This window comes from Streptococcus australis, from assembly GCF_019930045.1.
Taxonomy (GTDB): domain Bacteria; phylum Bacillota; class Bacilli; order Lactobacillales; family Streptococcaceae; genus Streptococcus; species Streptococcus australis_D.
This window is the reverse complement of sequence record NZ_JAHZQQ010000031.1, coordinates 1-25,347: the sequence shown is the minus strand read 5'-3', so window position 1 is coordinate 25,347 and position 25,347 is coordinate 1. Positions and strand designations below refer to the sequence as shown.

At 41.1% G+C, this 25,347-nt stretch carries 22 protein-coding genes; 2 read left to right on the top strand and 20 right to left on the bottom strand.

All coding sequences use genetic code 11. The annotated features are described in order from the left end of the window. The first annotated feature begins 123 nt into the window (after positions 1–123). Positions 124–2,400 (top strand): zinc-ribbon domain-containing protein, encoded by a 2,277-nt coding sequence (locus K1J10_RS06980; protein WP_049422437.1) that lies wholly within the window; start codon positions 124–126, stop codon positions 2,398–2,400. Between the two features lie 320 nt (positions 2,401–2,720). Further along, the gene (gene xerS, locus K1J10_RS06975; RefSeq protein WP_223356372.1) at positions 2,721–3,791 is read left to right on the top strand and encodes a tyrosine recombinase XerS; all 1,071 of its coding nucleotides are present in this window, start codon (positions 2,721–2,723) and stop codon (positions 3,789–3,791) included. An 85-nt stretch (positions 3,792–3,876) separates the two neighbouring features. Here xerS and K1J10_RS06970 read toward each other — a convergent pair whose 3' ends face one another. From K1J10_RS06970 to K1J10_RS06875, 20 genes are all read right to left on the bottom strand, one after another. Next, positions 3,877–4,518, bottom strand: a complete 642-nt coding sequence (locus K1J10_RS06970) for a hypothetical protein (RefSeq protein WP_223356369.1) — start codon at positions 4,516–4,518, stop codon at positions 3,877–3,879. Between the two features lie 109 nt (positions 4,519–4,627). Next, entirely contained in the window at positions 4,628–5,617 is a 990-nt protein-coding gene (locus tag K1J10_RS06965) for a lipoate--protein ligase (protein WP_223356367.1), read from the bottom strand. A gap of 229 nt (positions 5,618–5,846) precedes the next feature. Further along, on the bottom strand, positions 5,847–7,553 hold the full coding sequence (gene lpdA / locus K1J10_RS06960) for a dihydrolipoyl dehydrogenase (RefSeq protein WP_223356365.1): 1,707 nt from the start codon (positions 7,551–7,553) through the stop codon (positions 5,847–5,849). A gap of 39 nt (positions 7,554–7,592) precedes the next feature. Next, the gene (locus K1J10_RS06955) at positions 7,593–8,636 is read right to left on the bottom strand and encodes a dihydrolipoamide acetyltransferase (RefSeq protein ID WP_223356363.1); all 1,044 of its coding nucleotides are present in this window, start codon (positions 8,634–8,636) and stop codon (positions 7,593–7,595) included. Positions 8,637–8,855: 219 nt separating this feature from the next. Continuing rightward, entirely contained in the window at positions 8,856–9,848 is a 993-nt protein-coding gene (locus K1J10_RS06950) for an alpha-ketoacid dehydrogenase subunit beta (protein WP_223356362.1), read from the bottom strand. Between the two features lie 16 nt (positions 9,849–9,864). Then, complete coding sequence (locus K1J10_RS06945; RefSeq protein ID WP_223356360.1) at positions 9,865–10,833, bottom strand: thiamine pyrophosphate-dependent dehydrogenase E1 component subunit alpha; 969 nt, start codon at positions 10,831–10,833, stop codon at positions 9,865–9,867. A gap of 209 nt (positions 10,834–11,042) precedes the next feature. Beyond that, positions 11,043–12,209: an ATP-grasp domain-containing protein gene (locus tag K1J10_RS06940; RefSeq protein ID WP_223356358.1), complete on the bottom strand. Its 1,167-nt coding sequence runs from the start codon at positions 12,207–12,209 to the stop codon at positions 11,043–11,045. A gap of 22 nt (positions 12,210–12,231) precedes the next feature. Next, the gene (locus K1J10_RS06935) at positions 12,232–12,972 is read right to left on the bottom strand and encodes an esterase family protein (protein ID WP_223356356.1); all 741 of its coding nucleotides are present in this window, start codon (positions 12,970–12,972) and stop codon (positions 12,232–12,234) included. 39 nt (positions 12,973–13,011) lie between these two features. After that, a complete protein-coding gene (locus K1J10_RS06930; RefSeq protein WP_195323980.1) occupies positions 13,012–13,839 on the bottom strand; it encodes an alpha/beta hydrolase in 828 nt (275 codons plus the stop codon). 94 nt (positions 13,840–13,933) lie between these two features. Then, positions 13,934–15,268 (bottom strand): methylenetetrahydrofolate--tRNA-(uracil(54)-C(5))-methyltransferase (FADH(2)-oxidizing) TrmFO, encoded by a 1,335-nt coding sequence (gene trmFO / locus K1J10_RS06925; RefSeq protein WP_195323981.1) that lies wholly within the window; start codon positions 15,266–15,268, stop codon positions 13,934–13,936. Positions 15,269–15,427: 159 nt separating this feature from the next. Beyond that, the gene (locus tag K1J10_RS06920) at positions 15,428–16,132 is read right to left on the bottom strand and encodes a DUF3307 domain-containing protein (RefSeq protein ID WP_195323982.1); all 705 of its coding nucleotides are present in this window, start codon (positions 16,130–16,132) and stop codon (positions 15,428–15,430) included. Next, entirely contained in the window at positions 16,116–16,793 is a 678-nt protein-coding gene (locus K1J10_RS06915) for a SatD family protein (RefSeq protein ID WP_195323983.1), read from the bottom strand. The genes K1J10_RS06920 and K1J10_RS06915 overlap by 17 nt, the downstream gene beginning before the upstream one ends. Positions 16,794–16,900: 107 nt before the next feature. Continuing rightward, entirely contained in the window at positions 16,901–18,988 is a 2,088-nt protein-coding gene (gene topA, locus K1J10_RS06910; RefSeq protein WP_223356355.1) for a type I DNA topoisomerase, read from the bottom strand. A 92-nt stretch (positions 18,989–19,080) separates the two neighbouring features. Continuing rightward, the gene (gene dprA / locus K1J10_RS06905; protein ID WP_195611206.1) at positions 19,081–19,923 is read right to left on the bottom strand and encodes a DNA-processing protein DprA; all 843 of its coding nucleotides are present in this window, start codon (positions 19,921–19,923) and stop codon (positions 19,081–19,083) included. A 76-nt stretch (positions 19,924–19,999) separates the two neighbouring features. Further along, a complete protein-coding gene (locus tag K1J10_RS06900) occupies positions 20,000–20,926 on the bottom strand; it encodes an ROK family protein (RefSeq protein ID WP_223356354.1) in 927 nt (308 codons plus the stop codon). A gap of 11 nt (positions 20,927–20,937) precedes the next feature. Next, positions 20,938–21,708: a ribonuclease HII gene (locus tag K1J10_RS06895; RefSeq protein WP_223356353.1), complete on the bottom strand. Its 771-nt coding sequence runs from the start codon at positions 21,706–21,708 to the stop codon at positions 20,938–20,940. Then, positions 21,695–22,546, bottom strand: coding sequence for a ribosome biogenesis GTPase YlqF (gene ylqF / locus K1J10_RS06890; RefSeq protein ID WP_223356351.1), 852 nt, complete (start codon positions 22,544–22,546; stop codon positions 21,695–21,697). The genes K1J10_RS06895 and ylqF overlap by 14 nt, the downstream gene beginning before the upstream one ends. 126 nt (positions 22,547–22,672) lie before the next feature. Then, complete coding sequence (locus tag K1J10_RS06885; RefSeq protein ID WP_006597242.1) at positions 22,673–23,011, bottom strand: ATP cone domain-containing protein; 339 nt, start codon at positions 23,009–23,011, stop codon at positions 22,673–22,675. A gap of 71 nt (positions 23,012–23,082) precedes the next feature. Continuing rightward, positions 23,083–24,018 carry a 4-hydroxy-tetrahydrodipicolinate synthase gene (gene dapA, locus K1J10_RS06880; RefSeq protein WP_129269112.1) on the bottom strand — a complete coding sequence of 312 codons (936 nt, stop codon included), beginning with the start codon at positions 24,016–24,018 and terminating at the stop codon, positions 23,083–23,085. A gap of 88 nt (positions 24,019–24,106) precedes the next feature. Beyond that, positions 24,107–25,183, bottom strand: coding sequence for an aspartate-semialdehyde dehydrogenase (locus K1J10_RS06875; protein ID WP_125336128.1), 1,077 nt, complete (start codon positions 25,181–25,183; stop codon positions 24,107–24,109). Positions 25,184–25,347 lie beyond the last annotated feature (164 nt).

The following is a 25,347-nucleotide window of genomic DNA, read 5'->3' as shown; positions in this document are numbered from 1 at the left end:
TTTGTGTGAATACTTACAGTTTACCCCAATGAAACGCTATGAGTTTTTTTGTTGCACTATATTTTACAATTTATCGAAATAAAAGACTTACTGGATAATAAGACTAAGTATTAGGAGGAGAAAATGTCAGACTTAATCACTGATTTTCCAGCCTTATTGAACTATTGGGACTTTGACAAGAATATCAAAATAGATGTAGAAAAAATAACAATTACCAGTAAAAAACACATTAACTGGAAATGTCCTACCTGTTCTTATGAATGGAAAGCAAGTACATCAAAATCTTATAAGAATATTCAAAATCATTCAAAAATCTGTCCAGTATGTGAGCTTGGAAAAGTGTTCATAAAAGGGGAAAACTCTATATCTGCAAGGATTCCTAACTTTCTAAGGTACATAAACTTTCATTATGAAAATATAGAAACCATTCAGGAAGAGATTGATAATTTATCTTTTTCTTCAAAGAGGTTATTTCACTTCAAATGTCCTACCTGTCATGTTGGTTGGAAAGATGTAGCAAACACTTCTAAATTAATCAATAAACATAATCAAGAGCTTGTTCATGTTGGATGTAATGAAAGTACACATTTTGTACCTTACACTAAAGCATACCCTAATCTTCGGAAAATTTATCTTCCAGGGGAGCAAAACAATGTAGAGTTTAATGATTTGAAGTTAAATGACAATGTTACAATCCCTAGAAATTGGAAATGCGACAAATGTGACCATATCTTTAAGTTGTCTATTGATCGGCTAATTTCAAGAATCAAAAGAGATGGTTTCTATTGTAATAACTGTAAAGCAACATTTGATACCGTAATTAAAGTGAAAGCCAACCCCCTATTGCATACAGATAGAAATCTTTTTAAGCAATTTATTCCAACTCTTGTAAAAAGTAATATGATTGATAGCTTATCCGACATCTTAGTAAGATGGCAGTGTTTTAAGTGTTATGGTCAATATGACTGTAGTGTTGTTAAAAGGCATCTCGAAGGCTGCCCTTATTGTGATGATAAGTTGATGTTAAAAGGGTATAATACTTTACAAGAAACTCATCCTTATTTAGAGAAATTTTGGGATAAAAGTAATGATAAATCTATTTCTGAATACTGGCATAAGTCTTCTGAATGTATAAATTGGATATGTCCTTGTTGCAATGTCAATTTTCATTGCAGTCCTAATGAAATGATTTCAAGAACCGACTTAGAGAATAGTAATTTTCAAACTTGTCCTAATCATTGTGATTGGGATACACTTGTTTTTAACAATGATATACTCTATAATTTCCCAAAATTACAGGAAGAATGGAGCGATAAAAATGGATTGCCTGTTCATTTAGCATTGAGCCACATTGAAACAAAAAAATATTGGTGGAAGTGTTCTGTTTGTCAAGGTGAATACCTTTGTTCAATTCCAATAAGAAAAGAAGTTATAGATAGCTGTCCATATTGTAATGATGAACAAGCATTAAAAGGTTATAATACAATTGCAGATACTTATCCTGAGTTGTGTGACCTTTGGAGTAGCAAGAATGTAGAAAAACCTGATGAGGTGACGAAATCGTCAGAAACCGAGAATAAAATATTTAATTGGATTTGTGATTGTTGTGATTTAGAATTTCAGGAGAGATTAGGGATTGTTCTAGGTGTGTTTACAAACAATAATTCTAATAGTCTCAATTCTATATGTCCTTACTGTAATAAAAAAATTCCTAAACCAAATGAAACACTAAGCTATGTTAAACCGTACTTAAACAATGAATGGGTAAAAGAACTGAATGGTGATATTGATACCTTCTTTTATGATTCAAATGCTTTAACCAATTGGATTTGTCGAAAATGTCACAGAAGTTTTAAAGCAAAAATTTCTGATCGCCACAAAAACGACCAATGTTGTCCATATTGTTCTTTTAAGAAGACTGCAAAAGGTTATAATGATCTTGAAACAACACATCCTTGGTTAATTAAAGAATGGTCATCATTAAATAAACAAGAAATGTCTTCAGTAAGGGCAAATTCAACATATAATGCATGGTGGAAATGCCCTGTATGTACTGGAGAATATCAGAAAATTATTAAAGAAAAATTTTACAGAGAAAATTCTTGTCCATACTGTAGAAATCAAAAAGTATTAAAAGGATTTAACGATTTAGCAACAACGCAACAAAGTCTAATGAATGAGTGGGATTATCTAAATAACTCCTTGATAGTAAGTCCAACTGAAATTACAGAGTTGAGTATTCTGCCTGTATGGTGGATATGTCAAGAAAATCTTAATCACCGTTACAAAATTCAAGTAAAAGAAAGAATGGCATACAAAAAACGCAAGAAAAGGTCGTGTTCCATTTGCAAAGGCCACAGAAGAAAGCAAGAACACTTTGTACAGTTTGAAAAAATATAGATAAATAAAAACACTCTAAATTTCATTAAATTGATATTAGAGTGTTTTTTTATTGTCAAAATGTACATTTGAAAATTTTTTAGTTTTCACTTAAATAAAGTACATTTTCAACTGAATTGAGAGTAGTAAAAAATTCCAGTGTTCACTTAAATAAAGTACATAATTGAGTATAATTGGCTTAAAAAATTTTTTTGGTTATCCTTTTAAAACTAAAACAGTCTTATAGATCCCCTATAACATCTTTCCGAAAAACTATAATTTTCTTGAAAAATATATCTGGCTATGCTATACTACTAGTATAGAAAGATTTGGAGAAAAACATGAAACGCGAGATCTTATTAGAACGGATTGATAAACTCAAACAAGTCATGCCTTGGTACGTCTTAGAATATTACCAATCAAAACTAGCCGTTCCATATAGTTTTACGACCTTATACGAATACTTAAAGGAATACGATCGATTTTTCACCTGGGTCTTGGAATCTGGTATATCGGATGCTGACAGCATGGCCAATATTCCCTTAGACGTTCTGGAGCACATGACCAAGAAAGACATGGAATCCTTTATCCTTTACTTACGTGAACGTCCTCTACTCAATGCCAATACGACGAAAAACGGGGTTTCTCAAACAACCATTAACCGTACCCTTTCTGCACTTTCTAGTCTGTATAAGTATTTGACTGAGGAAGTTGAAAATGAGCAAGGGGAACCTTATTTCTACCGCAATGTCATGAAGAAGGTTGCTACCAAGAAAAAGAAAGAAACCTTGGCGGCCCGAGCTGAAAATATCAAGCAAAAGCTCTTTTTAGGTGATGAGACAGAAGGTTTCCTCAACTATATCGATCAGGAATACCCTCAAACACTCTCAAATCGCGCCTTATCTTCATTCAATAAGAATAAAGAACGAGATTTAGCGATTATCGCACTCCTTCTTGCCTCTGGTGTCCGTCTCTCTGAAGCAGTTAACCTAGATCTTCGAGATCTCAACCTTAAGATGATGGTGATTGACGTTACTCGAAAAGGTGGAAAACGAGACTCTGTCAATGTTGCTGCCTTTGCTAAGCCCTATTTAGAGCAATATCTCGCTATTCGAGACAAACGTTATAAGACAGAGAAGACCGATACAGCCCTCTTCTTAACCTTGTATCGAGGTGTTCCAAACCGGATTGATGCTTCTAGCGTTGAAAAGATGGTGGCCAAGTATTCAGAAGACTTCAAAGTCCGCGTAACCCCCCACAAACTGCGCCATACTCTTGCAACCCGTCTCTATGATGCAACCAAATCCCAAGTTTTGGTCAGCCATCAGCTCGGACATGCAAGCACACAGGTAACGGACTTGTATACGCATATCGTTAATGACGAGCAAAAAAATGCCTTGGATAGCTTGTAAGATACATAATATAAATTATGTAATATTTTAGTATTGGAAAAAGAGCGTAGGATTTTTTATGAAATCTTACGCTCTTTTATCCTTTCTATAAAAATTCGATCCAATAATTACGGTGTGGCTCAATAATGACTGGTTTTCCCCAGAATGATTTTAGATAGGCCAAGTTTGCAGGGCTGACAGGTCTTTTTTCACCATTGAACTTCTCTGCACTCTCTTCCGTTAGAAAGCATTTAACTGCTTCATATGGTGTACCATCGCTCGCTATTCGATCAATTCCTAAATAAGCAATTTCATCACCGGCTTTTGGAAAATCTGTAAATAGTTTACCAATAAAATAAACCGTCTTATCTTTCATTAATTCATAAGCCTTACTATTTTCCAGTCTGTTATTCGCTGCAGCGTACATAATACAAAAACTGTCCACAATATCTTTCAAAGGCATTAATTCTTCTTTGCTGACTATAATTTCGTCGGGAGCAAGTCCACCAATGATTAAGCTTTTATAATGAGGTTGCTGGATGACATTATCTAAAGCCATTCCTAATGGTAGCTTGACAGCTTGATAGCCTAATGGTTCTAGTTCTTGCTTTTTCTGGTCAAGGTGTTCTTGTGTAATACTGATATTTAAATCATATGGACTTGAAGGTTGTTGCTTGCTAAAAAAAGCCACTACTATACGATCTAACTGTTCAAATAGACCAAGTTTTTCCACTGGAATTTTCATCATCGAATATGATCCCCTTTTTTGTTCAGATTTCCTCTATATTCTACTCTCATTATTTTTGAATATCAAGTTTAAGATAAAAGATATCCATGTTAAATGGATATCTTTTACTTTATTCCACCACTGCTTCAGCAATTTCTTCTGCAGTGATTCCAGCAAAATAACGGCCTAGATTAATGGTTTGAAGGGCTTTGAGGACGTCTTCACGTTCGTATTTAACGCCACGAAGAACCTCTTCTACTGCTGCAACATCTTCGATACCAAAGAAGTCACCGTAAATCTTGATATCTTGAATTTTTGATTCAATGACATTAGCGAAGATTTCCACCTTACCGCTTGGGAATTTTGTGCCACGACGGACATTGTATTCAGGAGACTTTCCATAGTTCCAATTCCAGGTACCGAACTTAGTTTCCTTGATACGATTAATTTCAGCCAATTCTTCATCCGAGAAGACATATTCTGTCATCTCAGGGTATTCTTTCTTCATGTAGTCCAAAAGCAAGTCACGGAACTCTTCCACCGTGATTTTTTCTGGCAATTCATCGATGATATTGGTCACACGTGCACGAACCGATTTAACCCCTTTAGACTCAAACTTGTCTTTAGAGACCTTGAGAGCATTAGCAAGGACTGACAAATCAACGTCAAAGAGAAGGCAACCATGGTGCATGATGCGTCCGTTGATATAGGCCTGTGCATTCCCACAGAATTTCTTACCGTCAATCTCTAAGTCGTTACGGCCTGTAAATTCAGCCTTAACCCCAAGTTGAGCCAAGGTGTTGATCACGGGAGTCGAGAAGCTCTTGAAATCAAAGGCCTTATTTTCATCTTCTTTTGAAATGATAGTGTAGTTAAGGTTGTTTAAATCATGGTAAACAGCCCCACCACCACTGATCCGACGAACCACTTCAATCCCATGCTCCCGAACGTAGTCGCGGTTGATTTCTTCGATGGTATTTTGGTGACGACCAACGATAATGGATGGTTTGTTAATCCAGAGAAGGAAGATTTGATCCTCATCTAACAGATGCTTAAAAGCATACTCTTCTAAAGCAATATTAAAAGCAGTATCATTTGAATAATTAATAATGTATTTCATAGTAATTCCAAAAATTCGTTTTATAAATCCTACTCAAAGTAATATGAGAGTTAGTAAGAAATAGTTGACTTTCACTTGAATTTTCTGAAGTAGTAAAAAGAAATGTAACGAGTTATCGTTACATTTCTCGGAAAAATTGAGACAAGTGGCTCAATTTTTAGGCATGGAACTCTAAAAGAGGTCGCTGCCGTCCGTACTACTTTAAGAAAATTTAGTTGAAAGAATAATATTATTTCTTCTTAGGTGAGTGAACAGCTAAGCCAAGTACATCCGCAAAAGCTTCGTACATCACTTCTGAGAAGGTTGGGTGACCGTGGATGGTCTTGAGCATTTCTTCCACAGTGATTTCCATCTCAATGATGGTTGAAGCTTCGTTGATCAATTCAGCTGCTGCTGGACCAATAATGTGAACCCCAAGAACTTCACCGTATTTCTTGTCTGCAATAACTTTAACGAATCCTTGAGCCGCATCTGATGCAATGGCACGTCCGTTTGCGGCAAAATTGAATTTACCGATTTGGACATCATATTTCTCACGAGCTTGTTCTTCTGTCAAACCAACAGCCGCAACTTCAGGAAGTGTATAGATGGCTGCAGGCGTCAAGTTCAATTTGGCAACAGCGTGGTTTCCCTTAAGGGCATTTTCAGCCGCTACTTCACCCATACGGAAGGCAGCGTGAGCCAACATCTTCGTACCGTTGATATCACCTGGCGCATAGATACCTGGAACAGATGTTTCCATATATTCATTGACCTTGATACGATCACGGTCTAATTCAAACTCAACTTCTCCGATTCCTTCAAGATCTGGAACACGACCGATTGAAAGAAGAGCTTTGTTTGCAATGATATCGTCTTTTCCTTCAACCTTGATACGAAGTTTGCCATCTTCTTCAATGATTTCTTGCAGTTTCGTATCGGTCAAGATTGTCATACCTTTGCGTTCAAGGATCAAACGAAGGTTCTTAGATACTTCCGCATCCATAGCTGGAACAATGCGGTCCATCATTTCAATAACAGTTACTTTTGAACCAAAGGTCATAAAGGCTTGACCAAGCTCGATACCGACAACCCCACCACCAATGATCACAAGGCTTTCTGGGACTTCATTCATATCCAAGATGTCATCACTCGTCATTACAAGGGAAGACTCCATACCAGGAACGTTAATCTTGCTGACTTTTGAACCACCAGCAAGGATAATTTTCTTAGTTTCAAGTAACTCAGAACCATTGACCAAAACATTCTTATCTTTCGTAATGGTACCGATCCCCTTATGAACATCCACTCCGTAGCTACGAAGAAGTCCTGCAACACCACCAACCAAAGTATTTACGACCTTGTTCTTAGTTTCAAGAACCTTGTCCATATCCACTGTGAAGCTAGGATTGTCAATGATGATCCCACGGTTTGCCGCATGACCGATATTTTCAATGATTTCAGCGTTGTGTAGGTAAGTCTTAGTTGGGATACATCCGCGGTTCAAGCAAGTTCCACCAAGTTCAGATTTTTCAACAAGAGCAACCTTACCACCCAATTGAGCTGCTTTAATAGCAGATACGTAACCAGCAGGACCACCACCAATCACTACGATATCATAAGCGTCATCGCTCTTATTGTCATCGTTTGAAGCACTTGCTGCAGCTGGTGCTGGACTTGCTTCTGGTGTAGCTCCTCCAGCGGTTGGGATGTTTTCCCCTTCTTCACCAAGATAACCGATTACTTCTGTTACAGGAACAGTTTCTCCATCCCCTTTTAGGATAGCGATCAAGTAGCCGTCTTCTTCCGCTTCCAACTCCATGCTGACTTTGTCTGTCATGATTTCAAGGAGAACTTCTCCTTCTTTTACAAATTCGCCGACTTTTTTATTCCACTGAACGATTTGTCCTTCGGTCATATCTACGCCGGCTTTTGGCATAATTACTTCTAAGGCCATTTTATTTCCCTCTTTTTCTTGTTTCTATTCTCTCGTTGATTAGACCAACATTGAAATCGGGTCTTCAATCAAGGCTTTCAAGTCTTTCATGAATTTGGCACCAGCCATTCCATCGACAACGCGGTGGTCAATGGTCAAGCCCAAGCTCATGATTGGACGAACGACAATTTCACCATTCACAACCACTGGTTTTTCAACCGTTGCACTAACTCCAAGGATGGCAGAGTTTGGTTGGTTGATAATCGGTCCAAATGATTGAACGCCAAACATCCCCAAGTTACTGATAGTAAAGGTTGAGTTTTGCAATTCACTTGGAGCAAGCTTACCATCCAAGGTACGTCCGATAACATCCTTGAAGGCTACAACCAACTCTGACAAGGTCATCTTTTCAGCATTGTAGACAACTGGAGTCATCAAGCCATTGTCCATCCCAACTGCCATCGCTAAGTTGACATAGTTATGAGTAATGATGGTTTTGCCATCTTCTGTCAATGACGCATTGATGTATGGGTGTTTCATCAAGGTCTTAACCACTGCTAGAGAAAGCAAATCTGTTACAGTGACTTTCTTGCCAGTGGCTTCCATGATTGGATCCAATACCTTCTTACGAAGGGCCAACATTTGAGACATATCAACGTCATAGTTCAAAGTAAAGGTTGGTGCTGTCAAGTAAGATTCCACCATCCGTTGAGCGATCACCTTCCGCATTGGTGTCATTGGAATCCGCTCGATCTCACCATAAGGTGTCACATTATCTGGAGCTTCCTCCACCTTCTCGATTTGAGCAGGTGACTTAATGGTCTCATTCTCAATATTTTCAGGAAGGAAAGCAAGGACGTCCTTCTTCATGATCTTACCACGATGACCAGTTCCTTGAATCTCTTGCCAAGCAATATTGTGTTCTAAAGCAATTCGTTTTGCAAGTGGTGAAATGCGAACCACATTTGTGTCTTTATAGGTTTCCACGTCTTCTTTGTGGACACGACCGTTTGCGCCTGAACCAGAAACATCATAGAGGTTGATCCCAAGATCATCCGCTAATTTTCTAGCCGCAGGAGTCGCTCTTAGCTTATCATCAGCCATGACCTCTCCTATTCTATTTATGATGCAAAGGGCGTTTAAAAGCGACCGAAAAATAGGAAATCTACGCAGACTTCGATGAAGTCAAGGAGATTTATCTTTTTTCCGAGCTTTTAGCCCGTGCTCTAATCTAAGATATCAAGGACGCAGAGAACTTTGCATCTTAAAGATACAAAGTTTCTTCGTCTAATTCAACAGATGCTACATAATTTAAATTATGTCTTATTCTTTATTATACGTTTTCCGAATGGCATCTTTGATGCTTTCAACTGTTGGAATCATTGCATTTTCAAGGTTTTGTGCGTAAGGCATTGGCACATCTTCCCCCGCACAACGACGGATGGGTGCATCCAGATAATCAAATGCTTCTGATTCAGAAATGATAGCTGAGATTTCACCGATATAACCACTTGTTTTATGGGCGTCATTGACAAGGACGACTTTTCCTGTTTTCTTAACAGAATTAATAATAATCTCTTTATCAAGTGGAACCACGGTACGTGGGTCTACTACTTCTACTGAAATGCCTTCTTCAGCCAATTCTTCAGCTGCTTGCATGACGCGACGAAGCATTTTCCCGTAAGTTACGACAGTGACGTCAGTTCCTTCGCGTTTGATTTCTCCGACACCAAGTGGAATAGTGTAGTCTGGATCAACTGGCACTTCCCCTTTTTGGTTGAATTCTGATTTGTATTCAAGAATGATAACGGGGTTATTATCACGGATAGATGACTTGAGAAGTCCCTTCATATCCGCTGGAGTTCCTGGAGCAACAACTTTCAAACCAGGAATATGGGTGAACCATGATTCCAAAGATTGGGAATGTTGAGCTGCAGATCCAACTCCGTTACCGGCAGCACAGCGAACGGTCATCGGTACTTGCCCTTTTCCACCAAACATGTAGCGCGTCTTCGCTGCTTGGTTGACGATAGCATCCATGGCAATTACTGAGAAATCCATGAAGGTCATATCAACGATTGGGCGAAGTCCAGTCATGGCTGCACCTGCTGCTGCACCTGAAATCGCGGCCTCAGAAATCGGACAGTCACGGACACGTTCTGGACCGAATTCCTCAAGCATTCCTACTGAAGTTCCGAAGTCTCCACCGAACACTCCGACATCTTCCCCCATCAACAATACGTTTTCGTCGCGACGCATTTCCTCAGACATAGCAAGGATAATGGTATCGCGGAAAGACATTAATTTAGTTTCCATAATTCTCTACTCCCCCTTAGTCTGCGTAAATATCTTCGAAAGCTGATTCGAGTGGAGGGAATGGGCTTTCTTCCGCAAATTTCACTGAAGCTTCAACTGCTTCTTTTACTTCTTCTTGGATCTGATCCAATTCTTCTGCGCTCGCAATCTCATTTTCAAGGAGATACTTGCGAAGGTTTTCGATTGGATCTTTCTTCTTCCACTCTTCGACTTCTTCACGTGTCCGGTATTTACCAGGGTCTGAAGATGAGTGACCAAGCCAACGATAAGTGACACTTTCAATCAAGACAGGGCCTTTACCAGAGCGGACGTATTCAACAGCTTTTTGGAATCCTTCATAGACATCGATAACGTTGTTTCCATCAGGAATAAACATTCCAGGAATGCCGTAAGCAGCACTACGTTCGTGGATATGCTGGATATTGGTCATTTTCTTAATGTCAGCAGAGATTCCATAACCATTATTGATACAGTAGAAAATAACTGGAAGATTCCAGATGGAAGCCATATTGACCGCTTCGTGGAAGACACCTTCATTGGTTGCACCATCTCCAAAGAAGCAGACAACAATCTTACCAGTCTTATGCATTTGTTGAGTAAGGGCAGCCCCTACAGCAATCCCCATACCACCACCAACGATACCGTTGGCACCGAGGTTACCAGCATCAAGGTCAGCGATATGCATAGAGCCTCCCTTCCCTTTACAAGTACCAGTATACTTACCAAGGATCTCAGCCATCATGCCATTCAAATCGATTCCTTTAGCGATAGCTTGTCCGTGTCCACGGTGGTTAGATGTCAGCAAATCGTCATCATTTAAAGCCAACATGGCTCCAACGTTAGCTGCTTCTTCCCCAACAGAAAAGTGCGTCATTCCCGGCACTTTCCCTTTTTTTACTAACTGTGCAATTTTTAAGTCCATGCGACGGATTTCTTCCATTTTACGGAACATTTCCAATAAGAGACTTTTATCTAATGTTGCCATTATTTCGCCTTTCTAAGCAATTATTCATACTATTTTATTCTATCTCACTATGAAAACACTGTCAAAACAAACGCTCATTTCCTTTCACAAACTAATCCGTCTAGAATACTGATAGATATGAATTCCCAAACTGTTATATAAAAGATTCACAAAGTCGTTTTTTAATACGGATAAGCAAAAAACCGATAGGGAAGACCTATCGGAATATTTTATTGATGGCGTTGACCAAAGTCGTGAATCATTTGTTCCATTACTTCACGACTAGGTGTTGTTAACATGTAGAGGTAGTCCCCTTGAAGTTCCGCAAAGGCTGCAGGCATGTCTTTTTTCACTCGGAATTGATGCTGGTATTTGGCCAAGACTTCTTCCTCTGAAAGGACATAGGCTGCATTGGCACGGCGTGAAGTCGCCAAACAATAAAGTGGCTCAAACTCAGAAGCTGGGAAAGGTTCGCCGGCTACAAGGGCCGCGTAGCCTCGGTACAAGTCGATAGAGTGAGCATAATTGTAAACATCGATCGTAAAGCCACCTGCTGGGCGATTATTGTACTCAATCGCAATATAGTCATCCCCATCACGGAAGAACTCAATGTGGAAGAAACGTTCCTTCATGCCAAAGGCTTTAACAATCGCTTCCCCATACTGACGCAATTTTGGATCCATCTCTTTGAGGACATAATAAGAATTGTCCATTTTGTAGAGCATTAAGTCAAGTGGCGTATAGGCATAGTCAAAAGTAGTTGAGAAGACAATGTTGCCATCGCGATCGATTAGACCATCAAAGGTACAAATCTCGCTAGAAGTGACGAATTTCTCAAAGAAGTACTCCGTATGTCCATCCCATTCTGCTTTGAAATGGTCGACATCTTCTGGTGTTTCAAGTTTAAAGGTCGCTGCTGCGCCTACTCCATTATCAGGCTTAGCAATCAATGGCAACCCAATCTTCTTCACAGCCTTGTCGATATCTTTTTCTGCTTTTACCACAGCACCAGGAACGACAGGAACTCCTGCTTTCTTGAAGAGTTTTTTCATTTCTGATTTAAACTTGGTTTTCTTCAAATCTTTAGGTTTGGCACCAAAGACATTAAATTGCTCACGAAGTGCCGCATCCAATTCCAACCAGTATTCATTGTGAGACTCGATGCGATCGATTGGGCCGTGTTTATAGAACAGAAAGGCTACTGCACGCTTCACTTCATCTAAGTCTTCCATATTTTCTACACGGAAATACTCTGTCAAACTATTGCGCAAAGGCTCATCTAACTGTTCGTACGGCTCTTGACCAATCCCCAAGACAGTAATGCCTTTGTTAGCCAATTCAATGGTAAATTGTTGAAAGTTTTGCGGATAATAAGGTGAAATAACAAGATAATTCATAGAGGTCTCCTCCCTTTTCGACTTATAGATACATTTGTCCTAAGAAATATGGCATTTGCTTGCGCCACCAGTCCCAATCATGGGCTACATCGTGTCCCCACTCTGCAAACCAAGCAGGAATATTTTTTTGATCAAAGGCTTCTTTCAGTTTGTAGAAAGATGGTAGGCCATCCTGTTCCCAAGCGCCAAGACCGGTACAAACGACAATTTCAGCCTGACGGTAACGGTCGATAAACCAGCCATCATTTTGATGCCAAATGTAATCAGATGGAGAATTTTGGTAAATCGCTTCATCCCCACCAAACTCACCAACAAAGAAACGAGCATCATAGATACCACTCAAAGCTACAACTTTGTTGAAAACATCTGGATGTTGCAAGAAGAAATTAAGGGCATGGTAGGCTCCCATAGAGCAACCGGTTGTCATCATTGGGTCAAACCAACCCGTTTTGTGCTTAATGAAAGGAATGGCTTCTTCAATCACGTAGCGCTCGTAAGCACGGTGCATCTCTGCTCGATCATGAGGATTTTTCCAATCACAAAGCCAGCTTTCACTATCGACACTCGAAAGGGTGAAGAATTGAACCCGACCTTCTTCGATAAACTGAGCACAAGCATCAATCATACCAAAGTCATAGTACTCGTTATGGCTCCCACCTGATGAAGCAAAGACCACAACAGGAATCCCTGCATGTCCATAGCGGTTTAGATACATTTCGCGGTTGAGCTGGCCACTCCAGTGGCTTAGATGTTCAATATTCATAAATTCCCTCTTTCTCTTTATTTCTTTATTTACAGTCTATTAATCCCATTTTTCTGCCAAAAAACGAAGGCATTCTGGAAGATTCTCAGCCCAGGCTTCTTCGTGGTGAATAGCCCCAGATTGTATCCGAATAGCAATATTTTCCAAAGCCACTCCTTGTTGAATGACATCGTGATAATAACGAAGGGATGAGTCGATATAGGCTTGCTTGATATTTCCCGCCATCAGCGTTTTATCCGTATCATCAGCTTCTTCAGTCCCTACATAGATGTAGATCCGTTGATCTGCATAAAGCTTCTTCCGCTCGATATAGCGGTCAAAGGCCTCTTGGTGCAACCAGTTAGCAGAGGAGAAGACTCCCAGACAACCGATTTGGTCTTGGTATTCCAAGCCCAAAAATTGGGTGATATTCCCACCAAGCGAAGATCCAATCATGGCTGTATGTTCTCTATCAGCAAGGGTTCGATATTCTTGATCGATGAAGGGTTTGACGACATCCATGACAAACTCCCCATACTCGACACCCTTGCCACCGAATTGCATACCAGGGATATTGGACTCCTTGTACTTCCAGGCAGAGTACTCGTTCATCCGTTGCAAACCATCGTTATCAATGGCAACGACAATCATGCGACTAATGTCTGGATTTCGCTTGATGGCTGGAATGACCTTCCAAGAATGACCCGCATAGGCTTCCTTGCTATACAAAACGTTTTGCCCATCGTGGAAATAAACCACAGGGTAGCGACGATCTGTATCTGTTTCATAATTCTTAGGTAATAAGACTCGCACACGACGGAGTTTTCCGGTATAAAGCACTTTCAACTCGTGTGTCTTCATCTCTAAATAAAAGTAGGATTTATTCATTGTCAGAAAACTCTCTATATTCTAAATTTTTATTTATTATACCATTTTTATAAGAAAAAGTCTGGATTTCTCCAAACTTTTTCATTGATTGACTTTATTTTCCAATAAATGTAGCCAGATCTTGCAAGGAACGTTCGGCAATTTTCTCATACCGTTCCTTTTTATCCCGAATGCGTGGGCCTTCCAGCTCCTTAATAATTCCGAAGTTGACATTCATGGGTTGGAAATGCTTGCTGTCGGCATGGGTAATATAATGAGCGAGACTTCCGATGGCTGTTGTTTCTGGGAAAATCGCTGCTTCTTCTCCTTTGAAAAGACGTGCCGCATTGATCCCAGCCACCAAACCTGAAGCCGCTGACTCGACATAGCCCTCTACTCCTGTCATTTGACCCGCAAAGAAGAGGTTGGCTTGCTTCTTAGAACGATAAGTCTGTTCAAGCAGATTTGGAGAGTCCATGTAGGAATTACGGTGCATGACGCCATATCTGACAAATTCCGCATTTTCCAAACCTGGAATCATTTGAAAAACCCGCTTTTGCTCGCCCCATTTAAGGTGAGTTTGGAAGCCAACGATATTGTAGAGGCTAGCAGCTGCATTGTCTTGGCGCAATTGGACTACCGCATAGGGTGTCTTAAACTCCCCGTCACGAGGCCCTTTGTAGTCATCTGGATATTCAAGACCAACTGGTTTCATAGGACCATAGAGCATGGTTTTGATGCCTCGCTTGGCCATGACTTCAATTGGCATACAACCTTCGAAATACTTTTCTTTTTCAAAAGAGTTGAGCGGGGCTTCTTCCGCATTCACCAAAGCCTCATGGAAGTCCATAAACTCTTGCTTGGTCATGGGACAGTTGAGATAAGCCGCTTCTCCTTTGTCATAACGAGACTTGAGGTAAACCTTATTCATATCGACGGTATTGACATCGATAATAGGAGCTGCTGCATCATAGAAATAGAAACCATCTCCACCATTGAGCGCGTGGATTTTTTCCGCCAAGTCATCGCTGGTTAGAGGACCCGTTGCGACCACTGTGATCGCATCTGTCGGCAATTCTGTAATTTCATCGCGAATCACCTCGATGAGCGGGTGTTGGGACACCTTTTCCGTCACTCGGCTAGCAAAGCCTTCCCGGTCCACTGCCAGTGCTCCACCAGCTGGTACACGAGTCGCTTCAGCCGCTTCAAGGATGACCGAACCCAGATGACGCATTTCTTCTTTGAGGAGCCCGACAGCATTGGTTAGAGAATCCCCTCGGAGAGAGTTGGAACACACTAACTCAGCAAAGTTGTCTGTTTTGTGTTGCGGAGTGGATTTGACTCCTCGCATTTCATAGAGCTTCACCGGAATTCCCTGTTGGGCAATCTGATAAGCTGCTTCGGAGCCAGCAAGGCCCGCACCGATAACATTGATATAAGATTGAGACATGACACTAATACCTCTTTGGGTATCCAAACACCCCACTGGACTGTTAGACACCCACAAATCTTTCTAATTTTCTACTTGGTCCATTATACCAGAAAGCCAAGTAAAAAGACAGGGAGGGTTTTCCTTCCTGTCTTATACCTAAGTCTGTTATTTATTTTCTTATAGACACAACCAAGCAGCAAAGAGGGCTGATAGGATACTGAACAAGGACCCGATTAAATAATACTCTGCGAAGGCTGGATTCTCCGAAATTTTATTGTAGCGGGCGATGGATTTGGCCGTAAAGACCAGACCGATAGAAGCAAATTGGCCGTAGACAAGACAGGCACCGATAATCAACCGCTCTAAGAAGCCAATCATGGAACCAGCCCCAGTGATCGTATCCATTTTCTCCTCCATCGTCGGCTGGTACTTAGCAAAAAGAATTTTAAAGACAATATTGGTCGGTTTTCCCACTAGGAGGACATAAAAGATTAGTTTTAAACTGTCAATAGGCAAATAAGTCGTGCCATTTTTAGCTCCCCAAAGGACTAGGAAACTAATGATACCGACATGCAAGACTTGATCCAAGGCAAAAGTCCAGCCGGTTGGTAAATTTAATTGCTTCTGAACGATCGGTTTTAAGAAATCTATTCCAGCATGAGTCAGCAAAATGGTCAAGCAAATCCACCACAAGTCCAGATGACAGAGGGAAACGACGAATAGAGGCAGAGCTACATACAGAACGTGAAGGCCGAGCACCTTCTTATCCTGGTCCTTGTGGTCCGCCATCTTTTGGCTTTGAAAATAATAATCCGACAACAAATGACAACTCAACAAGAGAAGCAAGTATGGATTTGTTACGATACTAGATAATCCGGTCATAAGCCTCTCCTTTCGCTAAACTTTGAATACTCGCTAGTGCTGCTGCTCGCCCCCGTAAGTAAACACGGATACTACTACTTTTCAGCCGTTTAGATAGAGCACTTGGGTTGATGGCCAATGATTGGGCCAAATCCTGCTGGCTAAAATTCTCACTATATACACATCTCTTAAGAAGATCTAGCAGGATTTCTTCCTGACTGCCACGCCAACCCGAACGAATGGCTTCCCCGGAAGCGATGAGGGCATTCACAAAGAAGTCTTGCTTTTCCTTCCCACTTGAAAAATAGATCTGGGTATTGCCGTAGTCATTTTTCTGATGAACCAGATTGATGGCGGCGCGTGCATTCCAATAGGCTGGCCCATCCGCACCGATACTTTGTAAGGGATCAATATCCGTTACAATCTCCCCGAGACCAATCCCGAAACGAAGTTGAGTAGGAGTTAGTAAAGAACGCAGGGTATCGATGATTTGAAAAACCGGAGCATCCACCTTTAAGAGCGCCTGAAACTCATCACCCAGGGTCAAGGTAAAACTAGATGCTAAGAATTCTCCAAATAGTTCATTCATCGTTTGAAGCGTTTTTTCTAACTGTTTTTGCAGGTCAAAACGTTCTTGAACCATTTTAGAATCAATAACATCTGCAATCAAAGCAAGATACATAAGCCCACCTCCTTGTGTCTATTATAACGAAAAAAAACAAAAATGTCTATTATAACAGACATTTGTTAAAATTGCCGTTATAATAGACATAGAATCATTCTAAAATCTTATTTTACTTTTTCTTCTTCGTAGTCGCCGTTGCTACATACGACTTGCTTACCACCACCACGAACTTTTTTCTCAACTAGGTAGTGACCACATTTCGGACAGTCACGGCCGATTGGCTTGTCCCAAGAGGTGAATTCGCAGTCTGGGTAGCGATTGCAGCCATAGAAGAGACGATTCCGCTTGGTTTTACGCTCGATGATTTGGCCTTGGTGACAGTCTGGACACTCCACTCCAATCTCCTTGACGATGGCTTGCGTATGACGGCAATCAGGGAAATTGCTACAAGCAAAGAATTTACCGAATCGACCCAACTTGATAACCATTGGACTTCCACAAACCTCACAGTCAAATCCAGCAGCCTCATCCTTGATTTGGATTTTCTCCATTTCCTCTTCAGCTTTGGCTACTTCTTTTTTAAAGGGTTGGTAGAAGGAATCAATGACCTTTTGCCACTGTTCTTTTCCGAGTTCGACATCATCCAGCTTCCCTTCCATCTCTGCGGTAAAGGTTACATTGACGATATCTGGGAAGAATTCAACGATCAGTTTATTGACGATTTCTCCTAATTCGGTTGGCTCGAAGCGTTTGGCTACAAGCTTCACGTAATAGCGTTTTTGAATGGTCTCAATGGTCGGTGCATAGGTTGAAGGACGACCAACACCGTTTTCTTCTAAAGTCTTAATCAAGGTCGCTTCAGAATAACGGGCTGGTGGTTGGGTAAAGTGCTGTTCAGGTTTGCTGTTGACCTGAGTGACAGTGTCCCCTTCTTCCATATCTGGTAGCATCTTATTCTTGTCCGAATCATTGTAGATCGCCAAATAGCCGTCAAATTTCACCTGACTTCCATTTGCTGTATATTGAACCCCATTTTGCCCCAAACGGACATTCATGGTATCAAAAACAGCTGCTGTCATCTGACTAGCCACAAAACGATTCCAGATCAAGGTGTAGAGCTTGAGCTGGTCCTTGTCCAAATACTTGGCAATTTTCTCAGGCGTATTGTAGACACTAGAAGGACGAATGGCTTCGTGAGCATCTTGAGCACCAGAAGCATTCTTAACCCTGCTACCATGCTTAGAATACTTGTCTCCAAATCGATCAACGATAAAGTTCGCTGCTTCATTTTGAGCGACTGGACTAATCCGAGTCGAATCCGTACGCATATACGTGATCAAACCTTGAACACCAGATCCAATATTGATACCTTCGTACAATTGCTGCGCCACCATCATGGTCTTACGAGTACGGAAGTTAATCTTATTGGCTGCATCCATCTGCATGGAAGAAGTTGTGTAAGGAAGCGGCGCATTGCGTTTGCGCTCTTTCTTCTCAACCTTTTCAACGATATACTCTTTCCCATCGAGATGTGAAAGAACGGCTTTCACATCCTCCTGGTTTTGAAGTTTCATCTTCTTGTCATTCATTCCATAGAAATTGGCTTGGAATTGCTTGGTCCCCTTTTTAAAGGTTCCATCAATTGTCCAATATTCTTCTGGTTGGAAGGCATTGATTTCTTCTTCCCGGTCAATGATCAATTTAAGAGCAACGGATTGCACCCGACCAGCAGAAAGTCCCTTCTTCACCTTTTTCCATAGAATTGGCGAGATGGAGTACCCAACAATCCGGTCCAAGACACGGCGCGCTTGTTGAGCATCTACCAGATCCATATCAATCTTACGGGGTTCTTGAAAGGCATTTTTTACCGCATCCTTGGTAATTTCGTTAAAAACAACGCGGTTCTTATCTTCCTTATCCAACTGAAGAATATGCGCCAAATGCCAAGAAATAGCTTCTCCTTCACGATCCGGGTCACTTGCGAGAAAGACTTGTTTGGCTTTTTTAGCCTCTTTTTTCAAATCATTAATCAAAGGACCTTTTCCGCGAATATTGATGTACTCTGGTTCGTAATTGTTCTCAAAATCAATAGACATGGTAGATTTTTTCAAGTCACGAATATGACCCACGCTGGCCATGACCTTATAATTTCTACCAAGATACTTTTCAATCGTCTTCGCTTTCGCAGGAGACTCCACGATGACTAAATTCTTTTTAGTTGTTGTGGTTTTCTTTTTTGTTTTAGTAGCCACTTTTTTACCTCTATTTTGTAATAAACCTCATAGAGTGTAAACTATTTTTTTCGGGATGTCAACCGTGAAGTTCTCCTATAGGAAAACTCATTTTAAAATTCAAACTCATCTAGGACATCTTTTCCACTGGTGACCAGCTTTGCTCCTTCTTGAATGAGGTGATGACAGCCGTCTGAACGTCCATCCAAGATCGAACCAGGAATAGCAAAGACATCTCGCCCTTCTTCCATAGCCCGCTCGCAGGTGATTAGACTTCCAGATCTCATCCGCGCTTCCGCCACAATCACTGCTCTCGAAAGCCCAGCAATAATCCGATTGCGCTCTGGGAAATGGTGCTTCTGAGGACCTTGGCCTGGGCCGTATTCTGTTAAAACTAAATGGCTCCCACTCATGTACTTCTGTAATTGTTTATTGGATCTAGGATAGAAGACATCTAAACCGGTACCAATCACTCCAATTGTCTTTCCTCCATTTCGAATAGCAGCATAATGGGCTGCAGCATCAATTCCCTTGGCTAATCCGCTCACCACAATCAATTCGTTATTTAACTCGTTAATGATTTTCTCGACGGATTGAATCCCGTTACGACTACAGGATCGACTTCCCACAACTGCTATCTTCGGCTGTTTAAGAAGATCAATATTGCCTGAGTAAAACAACAAAACAGGTGGGTTATGCATCCAGAGAAGCTCTTCAGGATATTCCGGATCCATAATGGAAATCGAATCAAACTCCTTAAACTCTTCTCTCAAGACCTTGTCATCAATCCGGATATACCGTTCCATAAATAGTGTTTGATTGCGACAACCTGCAATTTTTGCCATTAATTCTAAAGAGGGCCACTCCCCATTCATTTCCCAGTAATTGACAATGTTAAAAACCTGTAGATTTGACAGGCCAGCAACCTTTAATTTATAAAGTTCATATTTGTTCATTCGTAAACCTCATTTTCTACTATCTATTTATAATATTCGTAAAAGAAAACAAAAAAAGTTCTAAAAATAGAACTTTTTAATGATTTTCTAAGATGTTAAAATGACAAACTGCCCCCAAAAGATTACTTGAGTTGTGGTAACGAGCTGCTTGAATCTTCACTAAAGAAAATCGTTGCTCCCCACTTTCCTCCATCAGGCTTTTATACTGATGGTTAATCTCTTCTAAAAGGAGGGGTTGACTACTAATTCCCCCACCAATCGTCACTTTTTCAAGCCGAACCAAAGACTGAAGGTTATAGATTAGGATCGCAATTTCCCGACAATAAGAAGCAAATAAGTCTTGCAATTCCTCATGATGACCAGCTTCAAGGACTTCAAAAACTTGAACTCCATCTTCTTCAGGCAATTCTAAGAGCCGACTAGCATTAGCCACAAAATTGACTGCAGAGAATAAATTTTGAACCAAACTGGAAATCCCATGTCTCAAAATCTCGGTCTGATATTGCTTTTGTTCAGGAGTCACTTGCTTCTCCCCTAAGCTTGGCCAACGAAGATAATCCTTGAGATTCCAGGTGGAAATTAAGGAACCGTTGGAAGTTAAGGCTAAGCCTACCCCAGTTCCTAACACAAAGGTTGCGCCACAATCACAATCCTGGAGGTTTCCAATTTGTGCTTCTGCCAAGCCTGCAGCATCTCCATCGTTGAGGACGGTCACAGGGAATTGAAAAGTCTTATTTAAACGAGAAGCTAAAGGAATATTCCTTAAATAAGGAATGAGGCCACCTTTGAAGACAAATCCCAGTCGACTATTGATTTCACCCGGACAAGAGATGGCGATCCCAGTGATTCGATTCTGGAACAAGCAAATCACGCGCTCAAGAGCTTCCCAGATTTCCTCAATAGTAGCTGGTGTCGGAACTTTAGAGGAATCACTCACCTGATAGCCTTCATCCACTAAGGCATATTTAATAAAGGTTCCGCCAATGTCAAAGGCTAAGAGCATTTCCTTCCCTCCTAGTCAAGATCCGTCATGGACTTAATGGGTTCGAAGCTTCGGCGATGGATAGGGGTGACCCCATGTTTTTCCAAGCCCTCAAGATGATTGCTTGTCCCATACCCCGCATTCTGAGAAAAATCATAACCTGGATACTCTTGGTCATAGGCTGCCATCATCTGATCTCGTGTCACCTTCGCCACAATAGAAGCCGCAGCGATAGACAGAGAATTAGCATCTCCTTTGATGATGGATGTCTGAGAAACAGGAAGATCCAATTTCATAGCATCAATCAAGAGGTGTTGAGGTTGAGGGTCCAATTCTTGAATAGCCTCTAGCATGGCTAATTTGGTTGCTTCATAAATATTAACCTGATCAATGACCTGATTATCTTTTATCCCAATCCCGACAGAGAGAGCCTGATCTAAAACCGCTTGGTAAATAGCATGGTGCTTCGATTTTGGAATTTTCTTACTATCGTTTAAACCTGGAATCTTACAATTTTCCGGCAGAATAACGGCTGCTGCGACGACAGGGCCAGCCAAAGGGCCTCTCCCTACTTCATCCACGCCTGCAATAAGATGAATCCCTTGAGCATAAAGCTCTTTCTCATAGGCTAGCATTTTTTCCAAACGCAAGTCTTCATCTACTTGTTTTTGGAGTTCGCGTTTTCGTTTGCTGACAGCCGCTTGAACGCCCGCTCGACCATCAAGGATCAACTCTTCAAATAAGGGATGATCCAGCCTATCAATCGTCGCCAAACACTCTTTAACTTCTTTAATCGTTGGCATCTACTTCACCTACACGATCAAGGGTATAGCGACCCAAACGACCATCACGTACATCCTTGACAAACAAACTGTAGAAGCGATCGTAATCATCTCGGAAACCTAAGCGTTGGGTCATCTCCATGATAATTTCAGGCGCTTCCTGCTCTAAATTCATTTGCTTATAGCGTTCTTGCAACTCTTTTTGGTAATGCTCTTTAAAATAGTTGAGTCCAAAAATGGTCACTTCATCCATTGGAAGCAACTGGTCCTTGATGGCGCCTGTTAAAGCAAGCTTTAAGGCCACTTCTTCATCTTCAAATTTTGGCCAAAGAATCCCTGGGGTATCCAAGATTTCAAGGTCTTTATTGGTTTTCAACCACTGTTGCCCCTTGGTTACCCCTGGTTTATTTCCAACGACTGCAATCTTTTTACCTGCTAAGCGGTTCATCAGCGTTGATTTACCAGCATTGGGAATCCCGATGATCATGGTCCGAAGGGTTTCGATTTGAATCCCTCGTTCCTTCTGACGGGCAATTTTTTCAGCCATCAAAGACTTAGCAGCATCTGTAACCTTCTTAACCGTAGATTGCTCTTTGGAGTTGATAGCCAAGGTTTTGATTCCTTGGGACTCAAAATACTCCTGCCACTCTTTTGTAGCGACAGGATCGGCCAAGTCTACCTTGTTCAGAATCATCAACTTAGGCTTGTCACCAACAATTTTTGTTAACATGGGATTTTGACTAGATAAGGGCAAACGTGCGTCCACCAGAACCGTTACAAAATCCACAAATTTCAAATTTTCTTGTACTTGTCTTCTAGCTTTGGACATATGTCCAGGAAACCATTGAATAATCGCCATGATATGAAATCCTTTCAACATTCAATCCTATCTATTATACCATGAATTACAGTATTTTCATTTTAAAACTGCTTCCCATTTTGCCACAAAAAAAACGAAGCTACATTTGTAACTTCGTTTCTTATTTTAGCGAATTTGTTCAAAGTGCAAGTGAACAGCGATGTGATCCCCATAACCACTTCTTTCCAAATCGCGTTGCAAGCGATAAGAAATATAGTGTTCAGCAATGGTAATATAACCAGCACCAAGTAAACGGTGCTCAACCATTGACTGAATCATGCTGATTGTGGCACGTTCCACTTTCGCTTCTTCCAAATCCATCACAACTTTCTTGGTCACTTGCGCCAAGTTTTGGCGAAGATCATCCGTCAAGACATAGACTGTTTGTGCTGCCTTCAAAACAGCTTGATAGATTTTATCTGGATCAAATTCTACAACTTCACCACTACGTTTAATGACTTCCATCTTATTCTCCTTGATCATCAATATACTTCTATTATCTAAATAAATAGGGGATTTGTCAAGAATCTAAAACATCAATAATCCGGACGAAGAACTCCCGTAATGATTTCTTTGGTCGCGTGGTAATCCCCATCCACTACAACCTTGATAATGCGCTTCGCTTCCTCAGCAGGAGCTGGCACTAATGGCAAACGAGTTGGCCCTGCTTCAAAGCCCATATAGTTCAAGACTGCTTTAACTGGAGCTGGACTTGGATAAGAGAAGAGAGCATTGACTTTCGGGATAAATTGGCGCTGAATGGCCGCCGCTTTTTTAATATCATTATTCTCAATGGCTTGGAACATTTCGTGCATTTCATCCCCATTGGTATGGGAAGCTACTGAAATAACACCATCTGCCCCTAGGTTCATAGCATGGAAAGCATCTCCATCCTCTCCCGTATAAATGAGGAACTCCTCTGGCTTGTGCTCGATTAGGTAAGCCATATTGGCAAGGGTTGTACACTCTTTCACCCCGATGATATTTGGATGTTCTGCCAAACGAAGCATGGTTTCGGGTGTCATTTCGACAACCACGCGCCCAGGAATGTTATAGATTATGATTGGCAAGTTAGAAGCGTCTGCAATAGCCTTAAAATGCTGGTACATACCTTCTTGAGAAGGTTTGTTGTAGTATGGGACAATCGCTAATCCGGCAGCAAAACCACCAAATTGGTCCACTTCCTTTACAAACTCAATGGAATCTCGGGTTTCATTGGTCCCGACACCTGCAATCAAAGGAACCCGTCCATTCACCACCTTTTGTACCGCCGCAAAAAGTTCTAATTCTTCATCGTGTGTCAGAGTTGGACTTTCCGCTGTAGTACCAGCTAAAAGAATCCCATCTGTGTGATGAGCCAAGAGATGTTCAATGAGTGGAGGAATGGCCTCAAAGTTTATCGAACCATCTTCATGGAAGGGAGTGATAAAGGCAGTGATCATTCTACAATTTTTTAAATCTTGATAAGACATACATACTCCTTCTTGAGACAACCATAGGGAAGAGGGACAGCACCAAAAGTTGATAGCTGTCCCCTATACAATTTATTTAGTTAATGAATCATTTCAACTCAAACTTCAACTCAGCTGTTGGGCGCACGAGTCCACGTTCATGAAGGGTTTCTGCAATTTGAACTGAGTTCCAAGCAGCTCCTTTAAGAAGGTTATCAGAAACCACCCACATGTGGATTCCTTTTTCTGCATCCAAGTCTTTGCGGATACGACCAACAAAGGTATCGCGAGAACCAACTGCATTGATAGCTTGTGGGTATACTTGATGAGCAACATCATCTTCCAATACAGCACCTGGGAAGGCAGCAATCGCTGCTTTTACTTCTTCAATAGGGGCCACTTCTTTGGTCTCAATGTAAACAGACTCTGAGTGAGCTGACAATACTGGAATACGTACACATGTTGCTGATACGGCGATGCTATCATCTTCCATGATTTTCTTAGTTTCGTTGGTCATCTTCATTTCTTCATATGTGTAGTCATTATCAGTGAAGACGTCGATTTGAGGAAGGGCGTTAAAGGCGATTGGGTAATGTTTCTTATCGCCACCTGATGGCAAGATTTCCGCATGCAAATCACGTGGATCTACTCCGTCATTCAATACTTCACGCAATTCACGTTGAGTTTCCAGAATGGCTCCCATACCAGCGCCTGAAACAGCTTGGTAAGTAGACACGATGATACGGTCCAAGCCCCATTTTTGACGAACTGGTTCAAGAGCTACCATCATTTGAATCGTTGAACAGTTAGGACATGCGATGATTCCGTTATGGGCATCAAGCGCATGTGCATTTACCTCAGGTACAACCAATGGCACATCTGGGTTTTGACGGAAGTAAGATGTATTATCAACAACTACTGCTCCTGCTTTAACGGCGTATGGCGCATATTTTGCAGAAGTTGAACCTCCAGCTGAGAAAAGAGCGATATCAACCCCTTCAAAAGCATTTTCAGTTGTTTCTTCAATGGTCACGTCTTGCCCTTTGAATTGCAAGACCTTCCCTGCTGAACGCGCAGATGCAAGATAGCGAATCTTATCGATTGGAAGAGTTGATTCTTCCAACATTTTGATCATTTGTGCACCAACGGCACCTGTAGCACCGACAACAGCAACTGTATATCCCATAATAAAACCTCTTTCGGAATTTTCTAAAAATTTGTGAATTTTATCTATTATACTATTTTTCCCAACAAATGAAAAGTGTATTTTTCACTTGATAAATTGCAAGAATAAGTGCAACATTTACTTGAACTCATCCTCTAGAGCTTCACAAGCAGTTCTGTAAGCTA